The following is a 12333-nucleotide window of genomic DNA, read 5'->3' on the forward strand; positions in this document are numbered from 1 at the left end:
CCATATGGCATTTGAAAAAACCATTCAGTTAAAAAATTGTCGTTACGACTACACTCTTAGCCCTTCTGTTAAAAAATTCACCCTCAAAGACAACACTTTTTTTGAGACAAAGGTTGGTAACTATGAATTGACTCGCCTTTTGGAAAAAGTGCCAAACAGCGGTGAAGGCTTCCAACTCAAAATCATTATTAACAAGGAACTTACAGGGGCTAAAATCAATATCACTGACAAGTTTGGCCTTCGTCTAGTTGATATTTTCAAATCAGAAGACCACCACATTCATCAGGAAAAATTCTACTTCCTCATGGATAGCTTGGTAGAACGTGGTGTCTTTACAAAATCTGAAAGATAGGTCCCATATGTTTGAACTAACCTATAAGGACAGCTATCATGTAGAGCGCACTCTCAAGTATGAGGATTATGAAGCTCTCATGCTGGCTCTGTCAGGATGTGTGACCCTACCAGATACACTTTATGTGACTTCTCTGACTTTTAAGGGCCAGGAAGTTTACCAGGGTCTGGTCGGAGACCTCTACCGTTTTCTATCACATGCAGATTTTTTACATCAAAACTAAGATTTTTCTTAGTTTTTTCTTGTTTTTGTTGATTTTTTCACAATGTTTCTATAAAATAGAAGAATAGAAAGGTTGTGATTTTGTGAAAGATAAACAGTCTGCTATTCCAAAAGCTACAGCAAAAAGACTCTCTCTCTACTATAGAATTTTTAAAAGATTTCATGCAGAAAAGATTGAACGTGCCAACTCTAAGCAAATTGCAGAGGCTATCGGTATTGATTCAGCGACCGTACGTCGTGATTTTTCCTATTTTGGTGAACTAGGTCGGCGTGGATTTGGTTATGATGTCAAAAAACTGATGACGTTTTTTGCCGATTTGCTCAATGATAACTCCATTACCAATGTCATGCTGGTAGGTATTGGAAATATGGGCCATGCCCTTCTCCACTACCGCTTCCACGAGCGTAACAAGATGAAGATTATCATGGCCTTTGACCTAGATAACCATCCCGAAGTCGGTACCCAAACTCCTGATGGGATTCCCATTTACGGAATTTCACAAATCAAGGATAAAATCAAGGATGCTGATGTGAAGACTGCTATCCTGACCGTTCCCAGCGTTAAGTCACAAGAGGTTGCCAATCTCTTGGTGGATGCTGGCGTGAAAGGAATTCTTAGTTTTTCACCAGTCCATCTGCATTTACCAAAAGATGTGGTCGTTCAGTATGTCGATTTGACAAGTGAACTCCAAACCCTCCTCTATTTCATGCGAAAAGAGGATTAGAAAGCGAAAATCATTTTATGAAAAAACCAGTTATAGGGATTACAGGAAACGAAAAAACTCATCCAGATGATGACATCATGATGAGCTACGCAGCAAAAGGCTTTGTTGAAGGCGTTAAAGACGCTGGAGGGATTCCCATCATCCTACCGATTGGTAATCAAGAAATGGCCTGCCACTATATCAGTATGATTGACAAGCTCATCTTGACAGGTGGGCAAAATGTTGATCCAAAATTCTATGGTGAACCAAAAACCATCGATAGCGATGACTACCACCTTCAAAGAGACATCTTCGAACTGGCACTCATCAACGAAGCTATTAAACAGAAAAAACCAATTTTTTCTGTCTGCCGTGGAACACAACTCTTTAACGTTGCCATGGGTGGAACTTTGTATCAAGATATCGAAGATCACTGGCAGGATTGTTCTGCTGAGTACACAACTCAACGCTTGATGACAGAGCCTGATACAGTTCTTCGAGAAATCTATGGAGAAATTTCCCATATCAACTCCTTCCACCATCAGAGTATTAAGGATTTAGCACCTAACTTAAAGATTGCAGCTCATGATCCTAAGGATGGTATCATTGAAGCTGTCATGAGTACGGATGATGTCGCCTTTCTCGGTGTCCAATGGCATCCAGAGTTTCTATTTGAAAATCGCCCCAAAGATAAAAACCTCTTTGACTATGTCGTTAATGAACTTTAGATTAAATCCGTCTTTTCACGATAACTAAAGTAATTAGAATGAGAGACAATCAAATGGTCCAAGAGGACAATCCCCATCAGGTCACAGGCTTCTTTAACAAGTTTAGTGACATGATCATCATTTCGGCTAGGCGCTACCGCTCCTGAAGGGTGATTGTGGACCAAGATGAGTGAAGTCGCCATATGCTTGATAGCATAGTGAAGAATCTCTCGCGGCTCAGCGATACTACGAGTTGCAGAACCGATAAAAATGGTCTGTTGATGGATGATTTGATTTTGAGTATTGAGATAGAGCGCCACCAGGTGCTCTTGTTTTTTGTCCCCCAATTCCTGCTGCATCTTCTTGGCCAACTTTTGGCTACTGAGAATACTTTCCATCTCAAGGGTTTCGTGTTTGTGAATACGATGCCCCAGTTCAATCATAGCTTGTAATTCTATTGCCTTAACACGGCCGATACCAGATAGACTCTGCAATTCCTGCAGGGTCATTTTTTTCAAATCCGTTAGGCTTGAAAGATTATTCAAGACTTTCTGGGCAATTTCAAAAACGCTAGCTTGACGTGTTCCTGTCCTGAGTAGAATAGCTAGCAACTCTTGGTTACTGAGCGCTTCTACTCCTTCTTGGGCAAGTCTTTCTCTGGGTAATAGTGAATCTTCTTGAAATGAAATACTGTACATAAAAATCCTCCTCACTTTATTATTCGTGAGAAGGATGAAAAATTAGATTTTTTTCTCAATTGGGGCTACACTAGCTAAAAGTTTTTTCAAACCAACTTCTGGGAAATTGATTTTCAATTCCTGCGTAGCACCGCTACCTGAGACTTCCAGAACAGTTCCCTCTCCCCATTTTTTGTGGAGAGCAATGTCACCAATGGACCAATTTGTCTCGCTAGACGCTGATTTTGCACCAGCTGAAAGTTGACCAAATGGAAGACCGCTTGACTGGATAGATTTTGGGGCAGCACTGCGTTTACGGTCTTGAAGAGCTTGAGCCAAACTCATACCTTGACCGAAGGCAACCCCACCACTGCTATAAGACGCTTTAAAGCTTGTATTTGCTGGACGGGCCAATCCTTGATACTCAAGCAAGTCTGAACTGATTTCGTTAATAAAACGAGTCGGACGGTTGTAGTTGGTACGACCAAAAAGCAGGCGTGAATTGGCATTGGTCAGATAGAGAATTTTCTCTGCACGCGTAATACCTACATAGGCAAGACGACGCTCTTCTTCTAATTCATCTTGATCTTCAGCCGCACGGCTAAGCGGAAAGACATTTTCTTCCATACCAATCAAAAATACAACTGGAAACTCAAGACCCTTAGCAGCATGCAGGGTCATCAAGGTCACTTCTGATGTCTCCTGACTACCTGAATCTGTATCCGCAATCAAGGCCAAGTCATTTAAGAAACGACTCAGTTTGTCCAAACCAGTTTCATCTTCGGGCACATCAGAGGTGTCATCAAAGTTTTTCGTCACAGAGAGGAACTCTTCGATATTTTCAACCCGAGCCTTGCTTTCTAGAGTCGCTTGGACATTAAGAATATCGACATAACCTGTTTTTTCTAGAACCGCCTCAACCAACTCAGTGATACTTAATTGGTCCAGTTGCTCCCGCAAATCCAGAACCATATTGGCAAAATCCCAAATTGACTGGGCTGCTTTACCCTTGATACCAGATAACATGATATTAGCTGAAGCATCTAGCATGGACATGTTTTGCATATTGGCAAAATCACGGATTTTCTCAACAGTACCTGGGCCAATTCCACGTTTAGGCTCGTTGATAATACGCTCAAAACTGATATTGTCACTCAAATTAGCAATGAGGTTGAGATAAGCAATAATATCACGGATTTCCTTACGGCTGTAGAACTTGGTCCCGCCGACCATTGTATAAGGAATATTGGACTTGAGCAGGGCTTCCTCAATAGTACGAGACTGCGCATTAGTACGATAGAGAACTGCAAAATCCTTGTGAAGGAAGTTTTGACTGCGACTAAGTTCATCGATGGTTCTAGCTACAAATACAGCCTCATCCAGCTCATCATTTGCACGATAGTAAACGATTTGCTCCCCATCAGCATTTTGAGTCCAGAGATTTTTAGGACGACGATTTTTATTGTTTTTAATAACCTCGTTAGCCGCTTGGAGAATGGTTTTGGTTGAGCGGTAATTTTCCTCCAACAAGACAACCTTGGCTTGAGGATAATCCTTTTCGAAGTCCAAGATATTCTGCATATCAGCCCCACGCCAACCGTAGATAGACTGATCCGCATCCCCAACCACACAGATATTTTTAAAGCGTGAAGCTAAGAGTTTGACCAGTTGGTACTGGGCATGGTTGGTATCTTGGTACTCATCAACGTGGATGTATTGAAATTTTTGCTGGTAATAAGTCAAAACATCAGGATTTTGATCAAAGAGACGTAAGGTCAGCATAATCAAATCATCAAAGTCAACGGATTCAGACTGACGAAGCTCCTTCTGATAGGCTGTATAACACTGAGCCACGATTTGTGTATACATATCTCCAGCTTGGGCAGCATAAGCCGCATCATCAATTAGGTCATTCTTAGCATTAGAAATAGTCCCTAAAATGCTCCGTTCATTCCATTTTTTAGGATCCAGGTTCAACTGTTTGAGAATACGTTTCATAAGTGTTCGCTGTTCACCTGGATCAACAATAGTAAAATTTCGGTTGTAGCCAATATGATCCGCATCGCGACGCAGAATACGAACACACATGGAGTGGAAGGTCGCAATCAGACAGTCCTGAGTGGCTGGATTGAGGCTATAAGCACGCTCCTTCATCTCACGCGCAGCCTTATTAGTAAAGGTAATGGCCAAGATATTCCACGGATTGACCAGCTTTTCATCAATCAGATAAGCGATACGGTGGGTCAAAACTCGAGTCTTCCCAGAGCCAGCCCCTGCCATGATTAACAAGGGACCTTCTGTCGTTTGTACCGCCTCAGCCTGACGGTCATTCATTCCATTTAATAATGCGTTCATCTTCTCTTCCTTACTCTTGAAGTCAATATTTCTATTATATCAGAATTCAGGGAAAATATCTTTACCTAGACTGGTTACGTGTAGAAGGCAACTCCTTATATCTAGATAAAAAATGAGCTTGGATAGTATTTCCAAACTCATTTGAATTCAATTAAACTATTAGAACAAGCCTAGAACTGTTCCATCGCTTTCAACATCCATATTAAGAGCAGCAGGTCGTTTTGGAAGTCCTGGCATGGTCATGACATCGCCAGTTAGAGCAACGATGAAGCCTGCACCTAATTTTGGTACCAATTCACGAATGGTAATTTCAAAGTTTTCAGGAGCTCCAAGTGCATTTGGATTGTCTGAGAAACTGTATTGAGTTTTAGCCATACAGATTGGCAATTTGTCCCAACCGTTTTGAACGATTTGAGCGATTTGTTTTTGAGCTTTCTTCTCAAAGTTTACTTTGCTACCACGGTAGATTTCAGTAACAATCTTTTCAATCTTTTCTTGGACAGAAAGGTCATTATCATACAAACGTTTGTAGTTAGCTGGGTTTTCAGCGATGGTCTTGACAACCGTTTCAGCAAGAGCTACTCCACCTTCTGCACCATCAGCCCAGACACTAGCCAACTCAACTGGAACATCGATTGAGGCACAGAGTTCTTTCAAGGCTGCAACTTCAGCTTCTGTATCAGAAACAAATTCATTAATAGCCACAACTGCTGGAATACCGAACTTACGGATGTTCTCAACGTGGCGTTTCAAGTTGGCAAAACCTGCACGGACTGCTTCTACATTTTCTTCAGTCAGAGCATCTTTAGCTACACCACCATTCATCTTAAGGGCACGAAGGGTTGCAACAATGACAACTGCATCTGGAGATGTTGGCAAGTTTGGTGTCTTGATATCAAGGAATTTCTCGGCACCAAGATCTGCACCAAAACCAGCTTCAGTAACTGTGTAATCAGCCAAGTGAAGGGCTGTTGTCGTTGCCAAGACAGAGTTACACCCGTGAGCAATATTGGCAAATGGACCACCGTGAACAAAGGCAGGTGTTCCGTAAATTGTCTGAACCAGGTTCGGTTTAATCGCATCCTTCAAAATCAAAGCCAAGGCACCTTCAACCTGCAAATCACCTACAGAAACTGGTGTACGGTCGTAACGATAACCGATAACAATATTCGCCAAACGGCGTTTCAAATCCTCAATATCAGTCGCCAAGCAAAGAATTGCCATGATTTCGGAAGCGACGGTAATGTCAAAGCCATCCTCACGTGGAATACCATTTAGAGGGCCACCAAGTCCAACGGTCACATGGCGAAGGGCACGGTCGTTCAAGTCCACAACACGTTTCCAGAGAATGCGACGTTGGTCAATTCCCAACTCATTTCCTTGGTGCAAGTGGTTGTCAATCAAAGCAGAAAGAGCGTTGTTGGCAGTTGTAATAGCATGCATGTCTCCAGTGAAGTGAAGGTTGATGTCTTCCATTGGCAGAACTTGTGCGTAACCACCACCAGCAGCACCACCTTTGATACCCATGACTGGACCAAGAGATGGTTCGCGGATAGCAATCATCGTTTTCTTGCCAATTTTATTCAAGGCATCCGCCAGACCAATGGTAATGGTTGATTTTCCTTCACCTGCAGGTGTTGGGTTGATGGCAGTAACCAAGATCAATTTCCCAACTGGATTGCTCTCAACTGCACGAATTTTATCAAAGCTGAGCTTAGCTTTGTACTTTCCATACAACTCTAAATCGTCGTAAGAAATTCCAAGTTTCTCTACAACATCAACGATTGGTTTCAACTCAATACTCTGTGCGATTTCAATATCTGTTTTCATTCAAAACTCCTCTAACCTCTTATATGATAATTCATTATATCACAAAACAAGATTTTTAACATCCCAAAACTCTCTAAACGTTCGTAAATATCCCTGTTTTTAAGGTTTTTAGAGTCCTTTCTTAAATTTTATATGGCTTTATAGTTTGAAACTATAGTAAATCTTCGTTTTTACCAAAAATTTATCACTTTCATTTTACTTACCGTTTATTTTTGTGTACAATAGTGCTATGAAAATTTTAGTTACATCGGGCGGTACCAGTGAAGCTATCGATAGCGTCCGCTCTATCACTAACCATTCTACAGGTCACTTGGGCAAAATCATCACAGAAACCTTGCTTGCTGCAGGGCATGAAGTTTGTTTAATGACGACAAAACGAGCTCTGAAGCCAGAAACCCATCCCAACCTAAGCATTCGAGAAATTAACAATACCAAGAACCTTCTACTGGAAATGCAAGAACGTGTTCAGGATTATCAGGTCTTGATTCACTCAATGGCCGTATCTGATTACACTCCTGTCTATATGACAGGGTTTGAGGAAGTTCAATCTAGTTCCAATCTAGAAGAATTTTTAAGCAAGCAGAATCATCAGGCAAAGATTTCTTCGACTGATGAGATTCAGGTTTTATTCCTGAAAAAAACACCCAAAATCATATCTCTAGTCAAGAAATGGAATCCTACTATTCATCTGATTGGTTTCAAACTGCTGGTTGATGTTAACGAGGATCATCTGGTTGACATTGCTAGAAAAAGTCTTATCAAGAACCAAGCAGACTTGATTATCGCAAATGATCTCACTCAAATCTCAGCAGGTCAGCACCGAGCTATCTTTGTTGAGAAAGATCAGCTTCAAACAGTCCAGACTAAAGAAGAAATTGCAGAACTCCTCCTTGAAAAAATTCAAGCCTATCATTCATAGAAAGGAAAACTATGGCACATATTCTCTTGGCTGTAACAGGATCAATTGCCTCTTACAAGTCGGCAGATTTAGTCAGTTCTCTAAAAAAACAAGGTCATCAAGTCACTGTCTTAATGACTCAGGCTGCTACAGAATTTATCCAACCTTTGACACTACAAGTACTCTCACAGAATCCTATTCCCTTGGATGTCATGAAAGAACCCTATCCAGATCAAGTCAATCATATCGAACTTGGAAAAAAGGCGGATTTATTTATTGTGGCCCCTGCAACTGCTAACACTATTGCAAAATTAGCCCACGGCTTTGCGGACAACATGGTGACCAGTACAGCTCTAGCCTTACCCAGTCATATTCCCAAACTAATAGCTCCTGCTATGAATACAAAGATGTATGAACATCCAGCAACTCAGAATAATCTGAAAACATTAGAAACCTACGGCTATCAGCTGATTGCTCCTAAGAAATCCCTACTAGCTTGTGGAGACCATGGACGAGGAGCTTTAGCTGACCTCACAATTATTTTAGAAAGAATAAAGGAAACTCTCGATGAAAAAACGCTCTAATATTGCACCTATTGCTATCTTTTTTGCAACCATGCTCGTGATTCATTTTCTAAGCTCACTTATCTTTAACCTTTTTCCATTCCCAATCAAACCGACCATCGTTCATATTCCTGTCATTATTGCCAGCATTATTTACGGTCCACGAGTTGGGGTTACACTTGGATTTTTAATGGGACTACTTAGCTTGACCGTTAACACGATTACGATTCTACCGACAAGCTATCTCTTTTCCCCATTTGTACCAAATGGAAACATCTACTCAGCTATCATTGCCATCGTCCCACGTATTTTGATTGGTTTAACTCCTTATCTAGTTTATAAACTGATGAAAAATAAAACTGGTCTGATTCTAGCTGGTGCCCTTGGTTCACTTACTAACACAGTCTTTGTACTTGGTGGAATTTTCTACCTTTTTGGAAATGTCTTTGATGGGAATATCCAAAAACTCCTAGCAACTGTTATCTCAACAAATTCGATTGCTGAATTAGTCATTTCCGCAGTTCTAACCCTAGCCATTGTTCCAAGACTACAAACCTTGAAGAAATAAAAATAATCTCCGCTTTCAAACTTGAAGGTGGAGATTTTGCTCTATACAGTTTCTTTTTAGTGAAATCTTTGCCAATATTTAATTTAAAATGGCCTATAAACTTAAGTAAATCCTTGATTTATTGTCTTGTTTATTATACTATACTAGTGTATATACAGTTAAAAGGAGATTCTTATGAACACACGGAAAAAGACACAATTTATGACAATGACTGCCCTCTTAACGGCTATTGCAATTTTGATTCCAATTGTTATGCCTTTCAAGATTGTCATTCCACCTGCTTCCTATACTTTAGGAAGCCACATCGCTATTTTTATTGCTATGTTCTTGTCGCCCTTGATGGCAGTTTTTGTCATCTTAGCCTCTAGTTTTGGATTTTTGATGGCTGGCTATCCTATGGTTATCGTATTTCGAGCTTTTTCCCATATCTTTTTTGGGACTTTGGGGGCTCTTTACCTACAAAAATTCCCCGATACCCTAGATAAACCAAAAGCTTCCTGGATTTTCAACTTTGTGTTAGCACTTGTCCATGCCCTTGCTGAAGTATTAGCTTGTGTCGTTTTTTATGCAACTTCCGGTACCAATGTAGAAAATATGTTTTATGTTCTATTTGTACTAGTTGGATTTGGCACAATTATTCATAGTATGGTAGACTATACATTAGCACTAGCTGTCTATAAAGTGCTTCGCAAACGCCGTTAAAAGGAAGAACTATGACAAAAGATCGCAAACAAGCCCTGCTCCAACTCTTGAAAGAAACTCCTAAAGCCCTCAATGGCCAAAGTTTAGCTGAACATTTTCATGTTACACGCCAGGTCATTGTACAGGACATTGCAATTTTAAGAGCCGATGGCGCTCCTATCCTATCCACCAATCGTGGCTACGTCTATAAGCAAATTGAAACCAATCCTTATGTTCACAAACTTTTCAAAGTGAAACATGAAGTTGAAGAAATCGGTCAAGAACTCCTTGCTATCGTAGATAATGGCGGACGTGTTCAAAACACCTTGATTGACCATCCCGTCTATGGAGAAATTGAAACCTTGCTGAAACTGTCTTGTCGCCGAGATGTTCAGCATTTTCTAGAACAAGTCGAGCATTCTGATTTTAAACCTTTATCTGAATTGACAGATGGTATCCATTACCACCTAGTTGAAGCCGAAACACAACAAGACCTCCACTATATCGAGGAGGCCTTAGATCAGCTAGGTTATTTAGTAAAAGACTAGAAGATTTTCTTCGCCCAGCCATCTTCTGTACGGTGGCGGTAGAAAAATTCAGATTTGTCAGGAGCTTCCATCATCTCCATCAAAGGTAGCATATCATAGGCCAGATCCAAGTTTGGAATCTGGTCTTTTTGAATCCAATAGCTCAAATAGTAACAATGATATTTAAAAAGCACATTGAATGAAAATTAACAACTACTTGCTTACTAAAAATATATCACCAGTTATGTTGATCAACATTATCCTTAGTCACAAGATAAATTGGAGAAACTGTTTCTTTTTCCAGTTTTTTCCCTTGATAATGATCTATTGCTGATTGAATAGCAATTTCACCCATCTTAGCTGGTTGCTGAGCAATAGTGGCAGTAATATCACCTTTTGCAATAGCATCATGTGCATCTGGTTGACCATCAATACCAACAATTAATACATTGCTAAGACCAGCTGCTTTTACTGCTTGTGCAGCTCCTAACGCCATCTCATCATTCTGTGCAAAGATTGCTTGTACTTCTTTGTTTCCTTGAATCATATTTTGCGCTGTATTCAAAGCTTTTGCGCGATCAAAATTAGCGGATTGACTAGAAAGAACATCTAAATTTGTCTTTGAAATTTGTTCAAATCCTTTACCTCTATCTACAGTTGCAGAAGCGCCAGGGACTCCTGATAATTCAAAAGTTTTTGCTTTTTCTCCCAATTGCTTGGTAATAAATTCTGCAGCCATTTTACCTGCTTCTACGTTATCAGAAGCAACAGTTGTCAAGACTTCACCACCATTACTACCGCGGTCAATTAAGATTACCGGAATGTTTGCATTATTAGCAGCTTTAATAGATGTAACAATTGCATCAGAATCAACTGGATTAATTAGTAAAGCATCTACATTTTGACTAATAAAATTTTGAATATCATCTGCTTGTCTAGCAGCATCATCTTGTGCATCTGCTATCTTCAAAGTTACTTCTTTTTCCCCTGCAGCTTTTTCAAGGCCATCTTTCATAGCCACAAAATAAGGATTGTTAGTAGTAGAAATAGAAACTCCTAATTTTAATTCTTTTGCCGACTTTTGAGTCGTAGATTTATTATCATTTGATGAATTTCCTAAACCAGTTTTTCCACAAGCTACTAAAGCAAAAATAAATGTTACAAACAAAGCAAAAATGCTAATTTTTTTAATATTTTTCATGTTATTACTCCTCGTAATATATATCTATAGGGATAGTTTCAATCCCGATTATTGTACGTCATCTAATAAATTGTTACTATTTCCAAAAAAATTGAAAATTATTCTACTGTTTTACAACTTTAAAACGATCAATCAGAACAGCAATTAAGATTACAACTCCTTTTACTACTTGTTGCCAAAATGCTGAAACACCAATAATATTAAGTCCATTATTCAAAACTCCAATAATTAAAGCACCTATTAGAGTCCCAAGTATACGACCTTTACCTCCAGATAAAGAGGTTCCTCCAAGAACAACAGCTGCAATAGCATCCATTTCATAACTAGCACCTGCTGTTGGTTGAGCAGAACTTAAGCGTGATGTTATAATTAATCCAGAAATTGAAGCCATAATACCTGATATTGAATAAATGATAATTTTCACTTTATTTAATTTCACACCTGATATATATGCTGCTTTTTCATTCCCCCCTATAGCATATACAGATTTACCAAATGCTGTTTTATGAAGTAAAACATATAAAACAATAAATACAATAAACATAATAATTACAGGAAATGGAATTCCTACTATGTAACCTTGCCCCAAAAATTGAAATAAGAATGTATCACTTAATCCTTTTGTAATAGGATTCCCATTTGTATAAACAAGTGTTGCTCCCCTAAAAATAGTCATAGTCGCTAAAGTGACGATAAATGGAGCTAATTTCCCGTAGGAAATCAATAACCCATTCATCATACCTAGAATGCAACCCAAAATTAAAGAGATGAGAATTGCTAACGTAACAGGCATTCCAGATCCTAATAAACCTGCTGTTAGCGCGCTGGATAAGGCTAAAATTGATCCTACTGATAAATCGATTCCACCTGTTAGAATAACAAAAGTCATTCCAAAAGCAATCAGTGCATTTGATGTTACTTGCAATAGTAAATTTAACAGATTATTTGCTGTTAAAAAATTTGAATTGATAATAGTGATGACAGCCATTAAAATTATCAATGCTATTACCGTTGTCAATTCTGACATGTACTTCATAGTATTTTTCAC

Annotated in this window: 14 protein-coding genes and 1 pseudogene; 9 read left to right on the forward strand and 6 right to left on the reverse strand. The window is 39.4% G+C overall.

Annotated features, from left to right (window positions below; all coding sequences use genetic code 11):
• The first annotated feature begins 4 nt into the window (after positions 1 to 4).
• The 4 genes from HMPREF1048_RS05745 to HMPREF1048_RS05760 all read left to right on the forward strand — a co-directional run bounded on the left by HMPREF1048_RS05745 (position 5) and on the right by HMPREF1048_RS05760 (position 2006).
• Positions 5 to 352, forward strand: a complete 348-nt coding sequence (locus HMPREF1048_RS05745; protein ID WP_000863540.1) for a DUF1831 domain-containing protein — start codon at positions 5 to 7, stop codon at positions 350 to 352.
• A gap of 7 nt (positions 353 to 359) precedes the next feature.
• Positions 360 to 575: a DUF4649 family protein gene (locus HMPREF1048_RS05750; RefSeq protein WP_000462491.1), complete on the forward strand. Its 216-nt coding sequence runs from the start codon at positions 360 to 362 to the stop codon at positions 573 to 575.
• Between the two features lie 82 nt (positions 576 to 657).
• Complete coding sequence (locus HMPREF1048_RS05755) at positions 658 to 1299, forward strand: redox-sensing transcriptional repressor Rex (protein WP_000653420.1); 642 nt, start codon at positions 658 to 660, stop codon at positions 1297 to 1299.
• 17 nt (positions 1300 to 1316) lie between these two features.
• The gene (locus tag HMPREF1048_RS05760; protein WP_000743345.1) at positions 1317 to 2006 is read left to right on the forward strand and encodes a gamma-glutamyl-gamma-aminobutyrate hydrolase family protein; all 690 of its coding nucleotides are present in this window, start codon (positions 1317 to 1319) and stop codon (positions 2004 to 2006) included.
• Here HMPREF1048_RS05760 and radC read toward each other — a convergent pair.
• The 3 genes from radC to HMPREF1048_RS05775 form a co-directional block, all read right to left on the reverse strand.
• Positions 2003 to 2683 (reverse strand): RadC family protein, encoded by a 681-nt coding sequence (radC, locus tag HMPREF1048_RS05765; protein WP_000286930.1) that lies wholly within the window; start codon positions 2681 to 2683, stop codon positions 2003 to 2005. The two genes, HMPREF1048_RS05760 and radC, sit on opposite strands and share 4 nt — an antisense overlap.
• Before the next feature lie 42 nt (positions 2684 to 2725).
• Positions 2726 to 5017, reverse strand: coding sequence for a DNA helicase PcrA (gene pcrA, locus HMPREF1048_RS05770; RefSeq protein ID WP_000992845.1), 2292 nt, complete (start codon positions 5015 to 5017; stop codon positions 2726 to 2728).
• Positions 5018 to 5176: 159 nt separating this feature from the next.
• Complete coding sequence (locus HMPREF1048_RS05775) at positions 5177 to 6847, reverse strand: formate--tetrahydrofolate ligase (protein ID WP_000845260.1); 1671 nt, start codon at positions 6845 to 6847, stop codon at positions 5177 to 5179.
• Positions 6848 to 7076: 229 nt separating this feature from the next.
• Between HMPREF1048_RS05775 and coaB the strand changes: the two genes are divergently transcribed.
• From coaB to HMPREF1048_RS05800, 5 genes are all read left to right on the forward strand, one after another.
• The gene (coaB, locus tag HMPREF1048_RS05780; protein ID WP_000699486.1) at positions 7077 to 7766 is read left to right on the forward strand and encodes a phosphopantothenate--cysteine ligase; all 690 of its coding nucleotides are present in this window, start codon (positions 7077 to 7079) and stop codon (positions 7764 to 7766) included.
• An 11-nt stretch (positions 7767 to 7777) separates the two neighbouring features.
• Positions 7778 to 8329, forward strand: a complete 552-nt coding sequence (gene coaC, locus HMPREF1048_RS05785; protein WP_000940138.1) for a phosphopantothenoylcysteine decarboxylase — start codon at positions 7778 to 7780, stop codon at positions 8327 to 8329.
• Entirely contained in the window at positions 8313 to 8876 is a 564-nt protein-coding gene (locus HMPREF1048_RS05790; RefSeq protein WP_000747412.1) for an ECF transporter S component, read from the forward strand. The genes coaC and HMPREF1048_RS05790 overlap by 17 nt, the downstream gene beginning before the upstream one ends.
• A 174-nt stretch (positions 8877 to 9050) precedes the next feature.
• Positions 9051 to 9578 (forward strand): ECF transporter S component, encoded by a 528-nt coding sequence (locus HMPREF1048_RS05795; protein ID WP_001097393.1) that lies wholly within the window; start codon positions 9051 to 9053, stop codon positions 9576 to 9578.
• Positions 9579 to 9589: 11 nt separating this feature from the next.
• A complete protein-coding gene (locus tag HMPREF1048_RS05800) occupies positions 9590 to 10105 on the forward strand; it encodes a transcription repressor NadR (protein WP_000159190.1) in 516 nt (171 codons plus the stop codon).
• On the opposite strand, the pseudogene HMPREF1048_RS12615 reads toward HMPREF1048_RS05800, so the two are convergent.
• The 3 genes and pseudogenes from HMPREF1048_RS12615 to HMPREF1048_RS05810 all read right to left on the reverse strand — a co-directional run.
• A pseudogene (locus HMPREF1048_RS12615) lies at positions 10102 to 10242 on the reverse strand (DNA mismatch repair protein MutT); the annotation flags it as partial. The gene HMPREF1048_RS05800 and the pseudogene HMPREF1048_RS12615 sit on opposite strands and share 4 nt — an antisense overlap.
• 77 nt (positions 10243 to 10319) lie before the next feature.
• Entirely contained in the window at positions 10320 to 11285 is a 966-nt protein-coding gene (locus HMPREF1048_RS05805; RefSeq protein WP_000789622.1) for a substrate-binding domain-containing protein, read from the reverse strand.
• Between the two features lie 103 nt (positions 11286 to 11388).
• A complete protein-coding gene (locus HMPREF1048_RS05810; RefSeq protein ID WP_004248623.1) occupies positions 11389 to 12333 on the reverse strand; it encodes an ABC transporter permease subunit in 945 nt (314 codons plus the stop codon).

The organism is Streptococcus mitis SK575 (assembly GCF_000257865.1).
GTDB classification, from domain to species: Bacteria; Bacillota; Bacilli; order Lactobacillales; family Streptococcaceae; genus Streptococcus; species Streptococcus mitis_CQ.